At 31.3% G+C, this 18,611-nt stretch carries 18 protein-coding genes; 17 read left to right on the forward strand and 1 reads right to left on the reverse strand.

Features of this window, described 5'->3' with window-relative positions; genetic code table 11:
- The first annotated feature begins 165 nt into the window (after window positions 1-165).
- The 17 genes from rplM (at window position 166) to B3J31_RS12510 (ending at window position 17,376) form a co-directional block, all read left to right on the forward strand.
- Complete coding sequence (gene rplM, locus B3J31_RS12430; RefSeq protein WP_035133357.1) at window positions 166-600, forward strand: 50S ribosomal protein L13; 435 nt, start codon at window positions 166-168, stop codon at window positions 598-600.
- A gap of 26 nt (window positions 601-626) precedes the next feature.
- Window positions 627-1,019 (forward strand): 30S ribosomal protein S9, encoded by a 393-nt coding sequence (gene rpsI, locus B3J31_RS12435; protein ID WP_035133359.1) that lies wholly within the window; start codon window positions 627-629, stop codon window positions 1,017-1,019.
- Between the two features lie 295 nt (window positions 1,020-1,314).
- Window positions 1,315-2,940: a Na/Pi symporter gene (locus tag B3J31_RS12440; protein WP_150845888.1), complete on the forward strand. Its 1,626-nt coding sequence runs from the start codon at window positions 1,315-1,317 to the stop codon at window positions 2,938-2,940.
- 202 nt (window positions 2,941-3,142) lie between these two features.
- Window positions 3,143-3,802, forward strand: a complete 660-nt coding sequence (cwlD, locus tag B3J31_RS12445) for an N-acetylmuramoyl-L-alanine amidase CwlD (RefSeq protein ID WP_150845889.1) — start codon at window positions 3,143-3,145, stop codon at window positions 3,800-3,802.
- Window positions 3,803-3,955: 153 nt separating this feature from the next.
- Window positions 3,956-4,927: a GntR family transcriptional regulator gene (locus tag B3J31_RS12450; protein ID WP_150845890.1), complete on the forward strand. Its 972-nt coding sequence runs from the start codon at window positions 3,956-3,958 to the stop codon at window positions 4,925-4,927.
- A 17-nt stretch (window positions 4,928-4,944) separates the two neighbouring features.
- The gene (gene glmS / locus B3J31_RS12455; protein WP_150845891.1) at window positions 4,945-5,358 is read left to right on the forward strand and encodes a methylaspartate mutase subunit S; all 414 of its coding nucleotides are present in this window, start codon (window positions 4,945-4,947) and stop codon (window positions 5,356-5,358) included.
- Between the two features lie 72 nt (window positions 5,359-5,430).
- Window positions 5,431-6,825, forward strand: a complete 1,395-nt coding sequence (gene glmL / locus B3J31_RS12460; protein WP_346867652.1) for a methylaspartate mutase accessory protein GlmL — start codon at window positions 5,431-5,433, stop codon at window positions 6,823-6,825.
- 21 nt (window positions 6,826-6,846) lie between these two features.
- Window positions 6,847-8,301, forward strand: a complete 1,455-nt coding sequence (locus tag B3J31_RS12465) for a methylaspartate mutase subunit E (protein ID WP_035133368.1) — start codon at window positions 6,847-6,849, stop codon at window positions 8,299-8,301.
- A gap of 71 nt (window positions 8,302-8,372) precedes the next feature.
- Window positions 8,373-9,617 carry a methylaspartate ammonia-lyase gene (locus B3J31_RS12470; RefSeq protein WP_035133370.1) on the forward strand — a complete coding sequence of 415 codons (1,245 nt, stop codon included), beginning with the start codon at window positions 8,373-8,375 and terminating at the stop codon, window positions 9,615-9,617.
- Window positions 9,618-9,779: 162 nt separating this feature from the next.
- On the forward strand, window positions 9,780-10,622 hold the full coding sequence (locus B3J31_RS12475) for a fumarate hydratase (RefSeq protein ID WP_346874022.1): 843 nt from the start codon (window positions 9,780-9,782) through the stop codon (window positions 10,620-10,622).
- A 16-nt stretch (window positions 10,623-10,638) separates the two neighbouring features.
- Complete coding sequence (locus B3J31_RS12480) at window positions 10,639-11,196, forward strand: Fe-S-containing hydro-lyase (RefSeq protein WP_150845894.1); 558 nt, start codon at window positions 10,639-10,641, stop codon at window positions 11,194-11,196.
- Window positions 11,197-11,220: 24 nt separating this feature from the next.
- The gene (gene citD / locus B3J31_RS12485) at window positions 11,221-11,484 is read left to right on the forward strand and encodes a citrate lyase acyl carrier protein (protein ID WP_150845895.1); all 264 of its coding nucleotides are present in this window, start codon (window positions 11,221-11,223) and stop codon (window positions 11,482-11,484) included.
- An 11-nt stretch (window positions 11,485-11,495) separates the two neighbouring features.
- Window positions 11,496-12,365: an aldolase/citrate lyase family protein gene (locus B3J31_RS12490; RefSeq protein ID WP_150845896.1), complete on the forward strand. Its 870-nt coding sequence runs from the start codon at window positions 11,496-11,498 to the stop codon at window positions 12,363-12,365.
- Window positions 12,366-12,389: 24 nt separating this feature from the next.
- Window positions 12,390-13,928 carry a citrate lyase subunit alpha gene (citF, locus tag B3J31_RS12495; protein ID WP_346874023.1) on the forward strand — a complete coding sequence of 513 codons (1,539 nt, stop codon included), beginning with the start codon at window positions 12,390-12,392 and terminating at the stop codon, window positions 13,926-13,928.
- 373 nt (window positions 13,929-14,301) lie between these two features.
- On the forward strand, window positions 14,302-14,856 hold the full coding sequence (locus B3J31_RS12500; RefSeq protein ID WP_150845898.1) for a sigma-70 family RNA polymerase sigma factor: 555 nt from the start codon (window positions 14,302-14,304) through the stop codon (window positions 14,854-14,856).
- 17 nt (window positions 14,857-14,873) lie between these two features.
- Window positions 14,874-15,899, forward strand: a complete 1,026-nt coding sequence (locus tag B3J31_RS12505; RefSeq protein WP_346874024.1) for a DUF4652 domain-containing protein — start codon at window positions 14,874-14,876, stop codon at window positions 15,897-15,899.
- Window positions 15,900-16,059: 160 nt separating this feature from the next.
- Window positions 16,060-17,376, forward strand: coding sequence for a tetratricopeptide repeat protein (locus B3J31_RS12510; protein WP_346874025.1), 1,317 nt, complete (start codon window positions 16,060-16,062; stop codon window positions 17,374-17,376).
- A gap of 205 nt (window positions 17,377-17,581) precedes the next feature.
- Here the strand turns inward: B3J31_RS12510 and B3J31_RS12515 are convergent, their stop codons facing one another.
- Window positions 17,582-18,592, reverse strand: coding sequence for a hypothetical protein (locus B3J31_RS12515; RefSeq protein ID WP_346874026.1), 1,011 nt, complete (start codon window positions 18,590-18,592; stop codon window positions 17,582-17,584).
- Window positions 18,593-18,611 lie beyond the last annotated feature (19 nt).

Consider the following 18,611-nt stretch of genomic DNA (forward strand, 5'->3'; position numbering starts at 1 on the left):
AATTTTCATGCTAAAGCTCTGAATAATAGTAAAAATCATTGACACACCCGGGAAATTGTATTATAATGAATTTTGTTCGTATAATAAATATTTGTGTGTAAGATCCATTAGCCCCGGATCTTTATCCATAGAATTATAATTGTTAAAAATCAGGGAGGTAGTAAGATGAAATCATACTTAGCTAAACCAAGTGAAATACAAAGAAAATGGTATGTAGTAGACGTTGAAGGAATGACTTTAGGTAGAGCTGCAAGTCAAATAGCTTCTATATTAAGAGGTAAAAATAAACCAGAATTTACTCCAAATGTAGATACTGGAGATCACGTAATAGTTGTAAATGCAGAGAAAATTGTTTTAACAGGAAAGAAATTAGATCAAAAAATGTTAAGACATCACTCATTATACCCAGGCGGATTAAAAGAGATCCCTTACAGAGAAGCATTAGCTAAGAAACCAGAATTCGTATTTGAAGAAGCTGTAAGAAGAATGCTTCCAAAAGGAGTTCTTGGAAGACAAATGGCTAAGAAGCTAACAGTTTACAGAGGACCAGAGCACAAAAATCATGCTCAAAAACCAGAAGTATTAGAATTAAAATACTAATATAGTATTGTAAGGAGGAATAAATAATGGCAAAAGTTCAACATTTTGGAACAGGTAGAAGAAAGAAATCAGTTGCTAGAGTAAGACTTGTACCTGGTGAAGGTAAAGTTGTAATAAATAAAAGAGATATGGATAACTACTTTGGATTAGATACATTAAAATTCATAGTTAACCAACCATTAGTATTAACAGGAACTAAAGACAAATTTGACGTTTTAGTTAATGTACATGGTGGTGGATACACAGGTCAAGCTGGAGCTATCAGACACGGAATATCAAGAGCTTTATTAAAAGCTGATGAGAGCTTAAGACCAGAACTTAAGAAAGCTGGATTCTTAACAAGAGACCCAAGAATGAAAGAAAGAAAGAAATACGGTCTTAAAAAAGCAAGAAGAGCTTCTCAATTCTCAAAAAGATAGTATTTGTACATACAACTGTATGTTATATAAAAATAAGGAGTATATATTTACATATATACTCCTTATTTTTATTTTGTGTAAATTTTTTAGGTAAACTCATTTTATATATAATTATTAGTGAAGTTTAAATTATAACGTTACTTAATATATTTATAAAAAGCTATGTTAAATTCATGTTAAATATGTAAATAAGTATTAACATGTTTTTGATTATAGTGTATTATTAGTATGGAATTTTAATGGACAAAGAAAAAGTACATATTGTTGAATGAGATTTATTGTAGGAGGTAAATTGATGTATAATATCATATTTTTGATTATTAACCTTTTAGGAGGATTAGGACTTTTTCTATATGGGATGAAGCTTATGGGGGATGGTCTTGAAAATGCAGCAGGAGATAAACTGAAGGGTATTTTTGACAGGATAACATCTAATCCGGTGAAGGGTGTGCTAACAGGTACCATTGTCACTGCTATTATTCAAAGTAGTAGTGCTACTACAGTAATGGTTGTTGGATTTGTTAATGCAGGACTTATGAATTTATATCAAGCAACATCTGTTATAATGGGAGCTAATATTGGTACTACAATAACAGCCCAATTAATAACATTTAAATTTGATGCTTTTGCACCTGTATTTTTAGCTATTGGTGCAGTTATGATACTTTTTTGCAACAAAAGAAAAGTAAAAGAAGTGGGTCAAATTATTCTTGGATTTGGTATATTATTTTTAGGGTTAAAACTTATGTCAAGTGCAATGTCACCGCTTAAGGACTCAGTATTCTTTACAAATTTAATACTAAAATTAGAAGGACATACTATATTAGGGCTTTTAATAGGAATGATGATGACAGCTGTTCTTCAAAGTTCATCAGCTTCTACTGGTATACTGGTAGCATTAGCATCTACAGGAAGCTTACCATTAACAGTAGCAATACCAATATTATTAGGTAATAACATTGGTACATGTGTAACAGCATTAATATCTAGCATAGGAACTTCAATAACGGCAAAAAAAGCAGCGGTAATTCACTTGTTATTTAACCTTATAGGAGCTGTTATATTCTTAATTATACCAGTTTCATTCTTAGCAAATATAGTTTTGGCAATAAGTCCTAATTCAGGAGTAGAAGCTATACCAAGACAAATAGCAAATGCTCACACTATATTTAACGTGGTAAATACATTACTATTACTTCCTTTAATTAAATATCTTGTTGCATTTGTTAATAAGATAATTCCTGGTGAAGATGAAAAAGATGTACCAGGTGTAAAATATATAGACGAAAGATTGCTAGAGACTCCAGCAATAGCTTTTGGTCAAACAACTAATGAAATAGTAAGAATGGGTGAGAAGGCAAAGGAAAATTTAAAAGTAGCTATGAATTCTTTTTTACAAGGCGATGAAGAGCTAATAAAGGTAGCATATAATAATGAAAAGATAATTAATCTACTAGAACATGATATAACAAGATATCTAGTTAAGTTATCTAACTCAGATTTAGGTGACGAACAGAGAGCAGAACTAGCTGCATATTTCCATGTGGTAAATGATATTGAGCGTATAGGAGATCATGCAGAGAATATTGCAGATCTTGCTAGTGAGAGAATCACTAAAAGATTAAATTTTTCTACAGATGCTATGAATGAAATAAAAGGTATGTTTGACTATACTGTAAGCGCAGTAGAAATGAGTATAGAATGTTTTAAAAGTTATAATAGAGAAAAAGCAGCGGGTATAAGAGGAATAGAAGAAAGAATAGACTCGTTAGAAAAAGAACTAAGGGCGTCACACATAAAGAGATTAAACACTGGTGTATGTAATGCTGTAGTGGGAACAATTTTCTTAGATTTAATAAGCAATTTAGAGAGAATAGGGGATCATTCAGTAAATATAGCTGAAATAATATATGAAAATTAAAATTAATAGTTTTTTATAGCTTTTATGTTAAAAACCTTTTGGATAATGTGAATCCAAAAGGTTTTTATTATATAGGTAAAAGAATAATAGTATGAATTTACGAATAAGTATAATTACAGAGTAATAAAAAAAGGTGGGAGGAACCATTAAGAATACTAAATTAATATCAATACTTACAGTAATTATTTTAGGATTCATATGCATGTCTGTAATTAATGTAAACAATGTGGTTACAACTTATAAAAATGCTGAATCAGAACAAGAAAAAAATAAAATAATACTAATTGATCCAGGACACGGAGGAATAGATGGAGGTGCTTCATCTAAAGATGGAACTACAGAAAAGGATATAAACCTAAACATTGGACTTCTATTAGGGGCAAATTTAAAAAGTCAAGGATATAAGGTTGAATTTACAAGAACAGAGGATATAGGACTTTATACTGAAGGAAAATCAGTAAAAGAGAAAAAATATGAGGACTTAAATAAAAGAGTAAGTTTGAAGGAAGAAACAAAGTGTGACATATTTGTTAGTATACATCTAAATACATTTCCAGAATCATATTGTAAGGGTGCTCAAGTATGGTACTCAAATTATGAAGGAAGCGAAAGGTTAGCAAATATCATGCAAGGTACATTAAAAGATAAATTGGACCAGTCCAATAAGAGAAAAGCAAAGGCTGCAGGCACTCAATATAAAGTACTGAGAGGAAATGATAATATGGCAGGAGTTATTGTAGAGTGCGGATTTCTAAGTAATCCTGAAGAATATGAAAAGTTAAAGGATGAAGAATATCAAAAAAAAATTGCAGATGTGTTAGCTGAATCTATAAGCATTTACTTGAAAGAAGGAGCAAATTAAAGATAAGAGCCTACTTTTTCTATAAAAGGTGGGCTCTTTATAGAATATACAACAATGTGAAATTGCAAATGATTAGTCCATATGATATTATGATTAAGGATTGGATTAAGGATTGGATTAAGCCATTGGTCCAAAGGGTCAGGAGATGAGATTTTGAACATTACAATTGATAAAAAAAATGGGATACCTCTCTATATCCAAGTAAAAAAACAAATAATGCATCTTATAAAAGATGGAACTTTGAGAGTTGGAAGTAAGATGCCTACAGAAAGAGAATTGTCTCAAGAGTTAGTAGTTAGTAGAAATACCATTAGTGCTGCCTATAATGAACTAGAAGCTAAGGGCGTATTAAAATCTATTCGAGGAAAAGGAACTTTCGTAGCAGAAGAAGTAGTATCATGGCAAAGTTATGATAGTAGAAGGAAAATTAATAAATTTGTGGATTTAGCTCTAGAAGAAGCTTTAGAATGCGGTATAGATCCAGATGATTTTTTGGACATAGTAACAAATAGGGTTAGTGAGAAAAAGGATGTTATGAATAAAGTTACTTCAGCATTTGTAGAATGTAATATTGAGCAAGCGAGAATGTTTAGTAAAGAAATAACATCAATAACAAGTATGAATACGATACCATTTACTTTAACAGACTTAGAAAAAATGAGTGACGACACAAAGGACAAGCTTTCGACTTGTGAAGTAATTATATCACCATTTAACCATGTAAATGATGTAGATGGATTTTTAAAAGGCATGAACAAGGAAATACTAGGAGTAGCAGTAAACCCTAATCTAGAATCCATTGTAAGAATCGCTAGACATCCTTCAGGAACAAAGTTTACTTTTATTTGTTTATCTGAAGAGTTTATATTTAAAATTAAGTCGGCACTTGATAATGCAGGTCTTTCAGATTTATCAGTTGAGTATTTTAGTATAACTGAAGAAGCTAAATTAAAACACATAATTGATAAATCGGAGGTACTAATAGTAACTCCAGGTAGATATAAGGATGTTTGTAAGCTCAATCATGAAAATAAAGAGCTTATAGAATTTTCTTATAACTTAGACCCTACATCAGTGAAGGCACTTAAGTCAAAAATTGTAGAATTAAAGTATCAAAAAAATTAATTCAGGAGGAATTAAAAATGGAAAAGAAGACATTAGTTCTTGGTGTTATTGGAGCAGATTGTCATGCTGTAGGTAACAAAATCATGGATTATGCATTAACAGAAGCAGGGTTTGAAGTCATCAATATTGGGGTGCTATCACCACAAGAAGACTTTATAAATGCTGCAGTGGAAACAAATGCTGATGCAATAATTGTTTCTTCTCTTTATGGACATGGAGAGATTGACTGTAGAGGCTTAAGAGAAAAGTGTGATGAATCAGGATTAAAAGATATCCTTATCTATGTTGGTGGTAACATAGTTGTAGGTAAACAAGATTGGGATGATGTTTATTCAAGATTTAAAGCAATGGGCTTTAATAGAGTTTATCCACCAGGAACAAGTATAGACACTACTATACATGACTTAAAAGAAGATTTAGGAATAGAATAGACAGAAGCACATAAACTAACTAACTAAAGTAGATTTTACTTGGAGTTTTAATAGAGAGCTGGAGTGATTTAAATGAATGCATATTTACTTTTAGACTTTGGTAGTACTTATACCAAATTGACTGCAGTAGATATAGATAATGAAGAAATATTAGCTACAGCAAAGGACATAACAACTATCGAAGATGATATAATGATAGGATTTAATAAAGCTTATGATAAGCTAATGAATAAGCTAGAAGGTAAAGAAGTAAATTTTGTTGAAAAACTTGCTTGTTCATCTGCAGCTGGAGGCTTAAAGATGGTTGCAATTGGGCTTGTGCCAGATCTTACAGCAGAAGCTGCTAAGAGAGCTGCTTTAGGAGCAGGAGCTCGAGTTATAAAAGTATATAGTTATGAATTAACTAAGGACGAAGTATTAGAGATAAAAAATTCTGATGTAGATATAATTCTTTTAGCCGGTGGTACTAATGGAGGAAATAAACAATGTATTCTACATAACGCAAATATGCTAGTAGATTTAGATGTCAATCTTCCTATAGTTGTTGCTGGAAATAAAAGTGCTAATGATGAGATAAAAGAAATATTTCAAAAAGCTGGGTTCTATTTCAGCATAACAGAAAATGTTATGCCTCAATTAAATGCTTTAAATGTGGAACCAGCAAGAGAAGAAATAAGAAAAGTATTTATGGATAGGATAACTGATGCAAAAGGACTATCCAACGCAGAAAATTATATAAATGGTATACTAATGCCTACACCAGCAGCTGTACTTAAAGCAGCTAGAGTGTTAGGAGAAGGTACTGATGAAGAAGAAGGTATTGGAGACTTAATCATTGTTGATATAGGAGGAGCTACTACTGATGTACACTCTATAGGATATGGAGAGCCAACAAAGGGTGGAGTAAATATGAAGGGGTTAGAGGAACCTTTTGCAAAAAGAACTGTAGAAGGTGACTTAGGTATGAGATATTCAGCTGTGTCTCTTTGGGAAGCTGCAGGTAGTAGAAAGCTTAGAGCATATTTAAATGATAAAGATAGAAAAGTACAAATTGAAGAAAGATGTAAATATAGGAATAGCAATATTAAAATGGTACCTGAAACAGATGAAGATATAAAATTTGATGAAGCTATGGCAAAGGCAGCTACAGAACTTTCTATGGAAAGACACTGCGGCACTGTTGAATGCATATATACTCCAATGGGAGCTGTATATAATCAATTAGGAAAAGATCTTATGGATGTAAAATATATGATTGGTACAGGTGGCGTTTTAGTTCATAGTAAACATCCAGGTGAAATATTGAAATCAGGAACCTTTAATAAAGAAAATGCTACTTCTTTAAGACCTAGAAATCCAAAAACTTTAGTAGATAAAACTTATATATTATCATCAATGGGTCTGTTAGCTCAGGATTATCCTGACAAAGCAATAAGAATAATGAAAAAATATTTAGTGGAAGTGTAAATTACTAGGAGGTAAATTAAAGTGGAACTAAAAAACAAAAAGTGGACCGAGGAAGAGTTTTTTAAGACAAGAGAAGAGGTTTTAGCACAATGGCCAACAGGTAAAGAAGTAGATTTACAGGAGGCTATAGACTACAACAAAAAAATTCCAGCACACAAGAACTTTGCTAAAAAATTAATGGAAGCAAAGGAAGCGGGCATAACATTAGCTCAACCTAGGGCCGGTGTAGCTTTATTAGATAGCCACATAGAATTACTAAACTACTTAGACAAAGAAGGTGGAGCGGATCTTCTACCATCAACAATAGATAGTTACACAAGACAAAATAGATATGAAGAATGTGAAGTTGGGATACAAGAAAGTATAAAAGCTAGAAGATCACTTTTAAATGGATTTCCAGGGGTTAACCACGGGGTTAAAGGATGTAGACAAGTATTTGAATCTGTTAACTTACCATTAGAATCAAGACACGGTACTCCAGATGGTAGATTACTTGCAGAAATTACTCATGCATCAGGTTGGACATCAAATGAAGGTGGCGGTATATCATATAATATACCATATGCTAAAAGTGTTACTCTAGAAAAAACTATTCTTGATTGGCAATATTGTGATAGATTAGTAGGTTTCTATGAAGAGCAAGGTATATCTATTAATAGAGAGCCATTTGGTCCATTAACAGGAACTTTAGTACCACCAAGTACATCTAATGCAGTTGCAATAGTAGAAGCACTACTTGCAGCAGAACAAGGTGTTAAGAATATTACAGTTGGATATGGTCAGTGTGGTAACTTAATACAAGACGTAGCAGCAATTAGAGCGCTTGAAGAGCAATGTAGCGATTACTTAAGAGCTTATGGTTATGGTGATGTTTACCTAACAACAGTATTCCATCAATGGATGGGAGGCTTCCCAGCTGATGAAGCTAAGGCTTTTGGTGTTATATCTACTGGAGCAGCAGCTGCAGCATTAGCAGGAGCTACAAAAGTTATAGTTAAAACTCCACATGAAGCTATAGGCATACCAACTAAAGAAGCAAATGCTCAAGGTATAAGAGCAACTAAAATGACTTTAAACTTATTAAAAGGTCAACAAATGCACTTATCTGATGAACTTAGAACTGAAATTGCTATAATTAAAGCTGAAACAAGATGCATGGTAGATAAGTTATACGAAGTAGGAAATGGTGACTTAGCGAAAGGTGCTGTTAAAGGCTTTGATATGGGAGTTATAGATATTCCATTTGCACCAAGTAAATATAACGCTGGTAAAATGATGCCTGCAAGAGATAATAATGGAGCAGTAAGATATCTTAAATTTGGAAATGTTCCATTTACAGCAGAGCTTAAAGCTTTCAATATGAAGAAGCTAGACGAAAGAGGAAAATACGAAAATCGTCCAGTTGGATTCCAAATGACAATAGATGATATATTTGCTGTAGGAAAAGGAAAGCTTGTTGGAAGACCAGAAAAATAACATTTATAATTTATAAGCTAACAATAAACTAATATAAAATTCTTAAATTATAGAAAGCAAGGTGTATTTAAATGAAAATTGTTGATGTAGTATGTTCTGCAGGAAGAACTGGATTTTATTTTGATGACCAAAGAGCAATAAAAGCTGGAGCTGGTCATGATGGATTTACTTATATTGGAGAGCCAGTAACTGAAGGATTTACATCTATAAGACAAGCGGGAGAATCTATATCTGTAATGTTAATACTTGAAGATGGTCAAGTAGCACACGGTGATTGTGCAGCTGTTCAATATTCAGGAGCAGGTGGACGTGATCCATTATTCTTAGCTAAAGATTTCATACCAGTTATAGAAAAGGAAATAGCACCAAAACTTATAGGCAGAGAATTAACTAATTTTAAATGTTTAGCTGAAGAGTTTGATAAAATGTTAGTAAATGGAAAAAGACTTCATACAGCTATAAGATATGGAGTAACTCAAGCTATCCTTGATGGTGTAGCAAAAGCTAAAAAAGTTACTATGGCTGAAGTTGTAAGAGATGAATATAATACTGGAGTAGAAATTAATAGAATTCCTATATTTACTCAATCAGGAGATGACAGATACAACAACGCTGATAAGATGATTATAAAGGGAGCAGATGTTTTACCTCATGCTTTAATAAACAATGTAGAAGAGAAATTAGGCTTAAAGGGCGAAAAACTTCTTGAATATGTTAAATGGTTAAGTGATAGAGTTTTAAAATTAAGAACTAGTGAAGACTATAACCCAATATTCCATATAGATGTTTATGGAACTATAGGAGTTGCATTTGATTGTGATACAAAAGCAATGGCAGACTACATAGCAACATTAGAAGAGGCTGCTAAACCATTTAAATTAAGAATAGAAGGACCAATGGATGTAGAGCATAGAGAAAGACAAATGGAAGCATTAAAAGAGTTAACAGATGAACTTGATAATAGAAATATCAATGTAGAATTAGTTGCAGATGAATGGTGTAATACTTATGAAGACGTAGCATTCTTTGCAGATAACAACTCAGGACATATGCTTCAAATAAAAACTCCAGATCTTGGAGGAGTAAATAATACAATAGAAGCTATATTGTATTGTAAGAAGAAAAAGGTCGGAGCTTACTGTGGAGGAACATGTAACGAAACAAATAGATCAGCAGAAGTTTGCACTAACATTGCTATGGCTTGTGGAGCAGACCAATGCTTAGCTAAGCCAGGTATGGGTGTTGATGAAGGTTACATGATAGTGAATAATGAAATGAATAGGGTTGTTGCCTTAGTAAATAGAAGAAATAAATAATACATTAGGTATATAGTAAAAAGGCGGTTTAATTAAAAACTGCCTTTTTACTTATAATAATTATAAAAATGAGATATATTATTCATGGGATTTAAATTAAACTGTATTAGTGAATTAATATTGAAATAATATATTTAATCAATGAGTTTAGGAGGATTATATATGAGAGAAATTAAAGTTTCACAGATAACAGAAGCTATAAGAAAATTATGTATAGATGCAAATTACTATCTAGGTAGTGATATTAAAAACAGACTTATAAAATCTCATGAGGAAGAAGATTGGGATATTGCAAAGGGAATATTAAATAAAATATTAATCAATGCTAATATAGCTAAAAATGAAGATATGCCTATGTGTCAAGATACTGGTGTGGCGTGTGTATTTATAGAAATAGGTCAAGAGGTTCAGGTAGTTGGAGGAGCCCTAGAAGATGCAATAAATGAAGGTGTTAGACAAGGATATAAGGATGGCTACCTAAGAAAATCTGTAGTTAAGGATCCTTTAGATAGAGTAAATACAAAGGATAATACTCCAGCTATGATCTACTATAATATAGTTCCAGGAGATAAGTTAAAAATCACTGTAGCACCTAAAGGATTTGGTTCTGAAAATATGAGTCAAATAAAAATGTTAAAACCTTCTGATGGGCTTCAAGGTGTTAAAGATTTTATAATAAAAGTAGTTAAGGAAGCAGGTCCAAATCCATGTCCACCAATTATTGTTGGAGTAGGAATTGGAGGAACCTTTGATAAGGCTGCAACAATTGCTAAAAAAGCACTTATTAGATCCATAGATGTAAGAAATGAAAATCCATTCTACGCAGAGTTAGAAGAGGAACTAGTAACTATGATAAATGAGCTAGGTATAGGGCCTCAAGGATTTGGCGGGAAAACAACAGCATTAGCTGTAAATATAGAAACATATCCAACTCATATTGCAGGCCTTCCAGTAGCTGTAAATATTAATTGTCATGCTACAAGACATGCAGAAATAGAGCTATAATTAGGGGGTAAGGTTTATGGAAAAGAGAATAACTACACCACTAACAGAAGAAAAGGTAAAAGATTTAAAAGCTGGAGACAGTGTTTTATTAAGTGGAGTTATATACACAGGTAGGGATGCTGCTCATAAGAGGCTTGCAGAACTTTTAGAAAAAGGAGAAGAACTTCCTATAGATGTAAAGGATGCTGTTATATATTATGTAGGGCCAACTCCAGCAAAGGAAGGAATGGCCATAGGTTCAGCAGGACCAACTACTAGTTATAGAATGGATGCATATACACCAGCACTTTTAGACCATGGTTTAAGAGGAATGATTGGTAAAGGATTAAGAAATGCTGAAGTAATAGAATCTATGAAAAAGAATAAAGCTGTATACTTTGGAGCTATAGGTGGAGCTGCAGCCCTTATTGGTAAATGCGTAAAGAAAGCAGAAATAGTGACTTATGAAGATTTAGGAGCTGAAGCTATAAGAAGACTTGAAGTAGAGGATTTACCTATAGTTGTAGTAATAGATTCAGAAGGAAATAATTTATATGAAGTAGGTAGAGAAGCTTACTTAAGTAGTAAAAAATAAGTTTTATAGGTAGAGGTGATTTAGATGGAAATTAATAAAATATCAAAGGCTGGAACCCTAGAATCCAATGATATATACGTTATAATCATGCCTAACGAAGAGGGCGGAATAGCTATAGAACTTGAGAGTATGGTTATGAAACAATTTGGAGCAGAAATAGAAAGAGCTATTAGAGAAACTTTAGATACTTTACAAGTAAAAAATGCCATTGTTAAAGCTCAAGATAAAGGGGCTCTTGATTATACAATAAGAGCTAGAATTGAAACTGCAGTAAAAAGAGCGCAGTAGGGGGTATAAATATGAAATTAAGAAGAACTATGCTTTTTATGCCTGGAAATAATCCAGGAATGTTACAAGATGCTGCAATCTTAGGTTCAGATTCTATAATTCTTGATTTAGAGGACGCAGTAAGTCTTACAGAAAAAGATAGTGCTAGAATTCTTGTTAGAGAAGCAATTAAAAATGTTGATTATAGTGGAGTAGAGGTGGTAGTTAGAATAAATCCACTTACTACAGAATTTTCAAGTGAGGATATAGAAGTTATTGGAAGAGTTAAGCCAGATGCACTAATGGTTCCAAAGGCAACGGAAGATGAACTTATAGAGATTAGTAGTAGACTTGAAAAAATAGAAAAAGAAGAAGGCTTTGAAGACAAAGCTATAAAGTTAATACCAATAGTGGAAAGTGCTTATGGTGTTGAAAATGTATATACAATTATAAAATCATCAGACAGAATAGTAGCAGTTCTTTTAGGTGGAGAAGATTTAACTTCTGATATGGGAATTAAGAGAACTAAAGAAGGCAGTGAGATATTTTATGCTAGAAACAGGGTAGCTGTAGCTTGCAAGGCTATGAGAGTAGGGGCTATTGATACTCCATTTACAGATACTAATGACTTTGAAGGATTAGAAAAGGATACTCTACTTGCAAAATCCCTTGGAATGACTGGCAAAGCATCAATTAATCCAAGACAAATTGATACGATACACCAAGTATATGCTCCAACTAAAGCGGAGATAATCCATGCTCAAAGGGTATTAGATGCTATGGAAGAAGCTGAAAGAGAAGGTAAGGGAGTATTTTCTCTAGATGGTAAAATGGTAGATGCACCAGTTATAAATAGAGCAAAAACCACTGTGGAATTAAGTAAAAAACTAGGCCTTATTTAATGAGGGGATTGAGGTGATAATAATATGAAGAATGTATTAGGAAGAGAAATTCCGGAGTATATAGATGGATACGGAGATGTAAAGATTTTTGAAGGTGCTTTTAATAATATGAATCCTTTAAAAAAGGTGTCAGCAAAGATTAAACCTGTAGTTCCTGGAGATGCAAAGTTAGTAAATTCGTTAGAAGAAGTTTTAGATAAAGTGGAAATTAGGGATGGAATGTGTATATCTTTTCACCATCACTTAAGAAATGGGGATTATATTCTTAACATGGTTGTAGAATCCATGGCAAAAAGAGGAATAAAGAATTTAACTGTGGCAGCAAGTTCTATATTTCCAACTCATAAGCCGCTAGTTGCTTATATTGAAGATGGTACTGTATCTAAAATATATGCAAATTATATATCAGGACCTGTAGCAGATGCTATATCACAGGGTAAATTAAAATATCCAGCTATAATGCATACCCATGGTGGAAGATCAAGAGCTATTGAAAGTGGAGATTTACATATCGATATAGCCTTTTTAGCAGCACCTTCTAGTGATATGTATGGTAATATAAATGGACTTACTGGCAAATCTGCTTGTGGCGCTTTAGGATATGCAGTTTCTGATGCAGAATATGCAGACACTGTAATAGCTATTACAGACAACTTAGTGCCATATCCAAACTTCCCAATGGAAATAAACCAAGTTTATGTAGATTATGTAGTTAAGGTAGATTCCATAGGAAATCCAGCAGGAATAGTATCAGGAACTACACAAATTACCAAGGATCCTATTGGCCTTAAAATTGCAAAGAATGCTTTAGATACTATGATAGCTTCAGGGCTAGTTAAAGAAGGTATGTCATTTCAAACAGGAGCTGGCGGGATATCCCTAGCTGTAGCTGCAGAGCTTAGAGAATATATGAAGAAGAATGAAATCAAAGGTAGCTTTGCATCTGGTGGAATAACTGGTTATATTGTAGATATGTTTGAAGAAGGATTATTCCAAAGTTTACTAGATGTACAATGTTTTGATTTAAAGGCAGTAGAGTCCTGTGCTAAAAATGAAAAACATATAACTATGTCAGCTTCTATGTATGGAAATGCTCATAACAAAGGAGCTGTAGTAAATAATTTAGATATAGTAATACTTGGAGCAACAGAAATAGATACAAACTTTAATGTGAATGTTACTACTGCTTCAGATGGAACTATAATGGGGGGGTCTGGTGGTCATGCAGACACTGCAGCAGGCTCTAAACTTACTATAATAGTAACAAAACTAACTAAGGCAAGATTACCAATAATAAAGGATAAGTTGACTACTATAACTACTCCAGGTGAAACTATTGATGTAATAGTAACTGAAAGAGGAATATCTGTTAACCCTAAGAGGGTGGATTTAATTGAAAAATTAGAAGAAGCAAACCTTAATGTGGTAACTATAGAGGAATTAAAGGAAATAGCTGAAAAAATAACAGGTACTCCTAAAGCAATAGAATTATCTAAGGATATAGTTGCAGTTGTAGAATATAGGGATGGAACTGTTATAGATGTAGTTAGAAAAACATTATAAATAAAATAACACCTGTCTAAGATATTTTATTCTTAGATAGGCGTTATTTTTTTGTGTTAAATTAAATGGGGAATAAAGATTTTATTTACAGTCCTACTATGATAACATATAAGGAGAGAGTAAATTATTTACTTAGGAGGTTTTTCAATGTCTAAGTTAAAAGATCCTTTTAAGAATGTATGAAAAAGAGAATATAATGGAGGCAAGTATGCCTATAATACCACATTAATAGCAGGAATTATAATAATAAGTATGTTATTTATTATATTAATTTGTCTGTCCTAATATTATAATAAAATTTTTAGTCAATTAATTAATAAAGTAAACTTTATTAAATTAATATCGTATTATTTATATAAAGAGAGGGAAGAAGATGAAAGAATCGCAAGGAAGAGCTCCTGTAGAAGATGCCATTCTTGTAAGCAATGTATTAAAGGGAGACGTAGAGAGTTTTCAAGTTATAGTTGAGAAATATCAGCTTAATATACTTAGATTTATTTATGGAATGATAAAACAGAAGGAAGCAAGTGAGGATATTACTCAAGAGGTATTTATAACTGTATATAATAAATTAGATATGTATAATAATAAGTATAGTTTTATAAATTGGATTTTGCAGATTGCAAAAAATAAAACCATAGATTATATGAGAAAATATAGAAAGGTTTATGAAAGTGATATTGATGAAGCCTATAATATATCATCTTCTGAAATGGGACCGGAAGAATCTTTAGAATATTTAGAAGTAAAAGAAAATGTAAATAAATATATAAAAACTCTAGATGAAGTTGATAAGCAAATATTAAATTTAAGGTATTCTCAGAGTTTAACTTTTAGAGATATAGGTGAAATTCTAGATATTACAGAAACTACTGTGAAAAGGAGATACTATAAAGTAAGAGATGGATTCAAAGTCTTTTGCAAGTAAGGTTAGGAGGAGTCACAATGAAATGTAGTCAGTTCAAAGATAAGTTAACAGAATATATTGAAGGAAATTTGTCAGCTGAAGCAGATGAAGAAATGAGGAGTCACCTTTTAACCTGCCAAAGTTGTAAAGAGGATTATGACAAAGAAGTTTTAGAATATAAAACTTTTAAAGAAGCCTTTTCTTATGAAAATATTAACTTTAAAAACTCTACAGAAAAAATAATGGAGAGTATAGATAAAAATAAATATACAAGGGGGAGAAGAGGAATGAAAAGAAAATACAAAGGAGCATTTGCTATTGCAGCTGCATTTTTATTAGGGGTTATAGTTACTCCTGTAGCTATGAAATTAATGGATGGTAAAGAAATATTTTCAGCAGCCTCATCAGGAAAGGAAGAGAGTTCTACTAAGCAAGAAAATATAGTTAAATCTGAAATGGCAGAAGAAAACAACAGTAACGAACCTATAGAAAGTGTTCCAGATACATCATCAAATGAAGAAAAGACTAGTGATGATATAAAGAGATCAGCAAATGTGAATATTGTTGACTTATATAGTAAAGCGGAAGTGACTATGTCTAAGGAGTTAACTTTTAATACACCATTTATAGCTACAGAAGACGGTAAATATGAAGCTAGTATAGAAGGTAAAGGAGAGAAGGCTATAGAAGAGGGGATAGGTATACTTTATGTAAAAGATACATCCACAAATAAGATGTATGAGTATACTGCAACAGAGAAAGAAAGTCAGCAATCACCACTATCAATAAGTTGGTATGATGACACTCATCTTATGATAGTTCATGGTTTAGGATATGGAACATTAGTTAATGGTGAACGTATTATAATCTTAGATGTAACCACAGGTGAACAAATGCTTATAGCTACGGCTAAGGATAAAGAGCGATTTGTATCTATAACAAGAAAAGATGATAGCTTAATATTAAAATATGTTCTTTATTTAGATGACATGATGAATGATAAAGAAGATAAATCTAAAACTTTTGATAATTATATTCTTGGAGATGTAATAGAAGTAGAATAAGATAGTGTATTGCAACTAAAGGTTGCAATACATTTTTTCTTATACATAGTTGTTGATAACAAAACTAGTAACATGATAAAATTAGTTGTAAAAAGATATATAGTAATAGGTACTATAAAATTTATAATAAGTTATAAAATAAAATATAAGTGGTGAAGTGATGGTTAATATAAATAAGACTTATAAAAAGGCAATGGATTTTTATTGTGATGGAAGATTAGATAAAGCATTAAATTATTGTGATAAGGTATTAAACAAAGATAGAAGTCATTCTCCTACATTGAATTTAAAGGGACTAATATATTATATTCGTGGACAATTAGAAGAAGCAAAGACTCTTTGGAAGCTAAGCTATAAATTAAATGGAGATATGGTATCTAAAAAGTATTTAGATGATTCTAGACATGACGAAGGGGATATATACATATTTAGTCAAGGTGTACATCTATTTAATGAATTTAAGGTAAAAGATGCTTTAAGGTGTTTTCTAAAGTGTGAAAGTTCCCATTTTAACAGTATAAATCTTTGGAAATACATAGCTAAGTGCCATATGCAATTAGGGCAGCATAATAAAGCTGTTAAATATATAGAAGATATTTTAACTATTGATAAACATAATCCAGAAGCTTTAAGCTTAAAAAAGCAGTTAATAGAATTAAATTTTATACCCAAAGAGACTAGGGTAAAATTTAAGAAGTTTATGGTGTTATTAGGAATAAGTATAGTTGCAGTGTGTATTGTATTATTAATAGGCATTGGAATATTTAAAGGATACAACAAAACTCATCAATGGTTACAAATCAAACAAGAAAAAAAGAATGAAGCAATTAATAAGGATAAAACAAATTTAGACAATTTCCAAGGAAATAGTGAAAAAATAGAGGGGAATTCTCATAAGGAATCAGAAAGTGATGAAACTAAAAAAGAAATAGAAAAAAATGAGAGTTCTAATATTGAAAATGAAAGTTTTAATGTAAGTACATTAAAATCCTACGTAAAGGCGAAAGACTATGAAAACATTATTAAATACATAGAAAAATATGATATAGAAGGTTTAAGTATAAATGATAGGAACATAGTTCAAAATGCAGTAACTTTAATAAAGGAAAAAGGAGTATTGTCATTATATGAAAAGGGAGTTAGTTATATTGCAGATAAGAAGTATGATAATGCAATAAAGAACTTCACCTTAGTTTATAAATATAGTGAGGGTATGTATCTAAATGAACATATACTATTTATGATGGCCAGTTCCTATGAAGGTTTAGAAGATATAGAAAATGCAAATAAGTATTATGAGATATATGTAGACAAGTATGAAAAGAATGGTTCATATATAGAACAATGTCTTTACTCTCTAGCAATAAATAATGAGGGAATAGATAAAGAAAAGTCAAAAAAATATGCTGAAATTCTTACTAATAAATTTAGTAAATCAGAATATAACAATAGTAGAGTAAAGGCTATATTAAAATAGAACCTACTTATAGTTCCACCATAAATAGAGAGAATGGACTACTTTATAGCTCCATTCTCTCTAATTTTATTTTAAAGTTATTAGACTTCTATTCTAGTAGGATTAACTCTATTAAGGGTATCTATGTGATATGGAGATATAATAATGATGTTACAGAAAAGTAAAAGAATCAAAATGAATTTTTTCATATAATTCATCTCCTTTTTCAGTAATTGCTATTTAGGTTATTATACTCCTTAGTAAAATTTTTATACATTTTTTCAATTTTATCATAGGCTTCATTACTTGAAACATAAAGTGAGTCCATAAAATCTTCTCTTACATCCTTACTATCTCTACGAACTTTTTCAGTTAAAATAGCATATTTGATTTCATATAAGTAGTCATTATATGAGGATATAATTTCCGTAAAATCCTTATATAGTGATGAAAAATCATCAGGTATGGACATTTGGGATAAAACATTTTGTACTGAAGCTAATTTTTTAGAAGTATCATCTATATTAGAAATTAAAAGTTCATAGGTCATATTGCCACTACGACATTTTAAGACATCTTCATAGAAGTTATATTTTAAGCTATCTAGAGATATAACTAATTCTCTTAAAGTGTGAATAAATTTAGTAATATCTGCTGATTTTAAATCAGATATTTTCTTTAAATTATTAGAAGATATACAATAGTCTATAGTTGAATCAATTACTGAATACATAGGAACACCTAAATCATAATTATAATCTTTTTTTAGCTTGATTAAGTCATAATAGTTTTCTGTAGCATCTCTGAAGGTCTTTAAATTATTAGCTGCTAGCTGAATATCACTTCCGTTAGGATTTTTCAGCATTGCTTCAAGTTGCTCTATAATGAGAATATTTTCATTTAGACCCTTAGATAAATTTTCATAGTTTTCTGGTGAAATTACTTCTTTAGCAGAAGGGTTTGAATTTAAATCTATAGATATATCTATCAAGTCAGCTTTCATTTGGGATAAAACACTAAGAACTTTTTCAACATCTATATTATTATCTATTAGCATTTTACAGCTATTATTAACCTTCCATATAGATTTCATAGTGTTAGAAATATATCTTTCTTCTTTATTAAAAGAAAACTTACTGAAAAAACCATAACTCATAAAAAACAAAATTATACCTATAATAAAAAAGCATAAATATTTCATTACTATGTTGTCTATTATTAATTTTTTTTCACTCACTTACAGCATCCCCCTTTGT

Origin of the sequence: Clostridium sp. UBA5988 (genome assembly GCF_002435615.1) — a bacterium.
Lineage (GTDB): Bacteria > Bacillota > Clostridia > Clostridiales > Clostridiaceae > Clostridium_J > Clostridium_J sulfidigenes.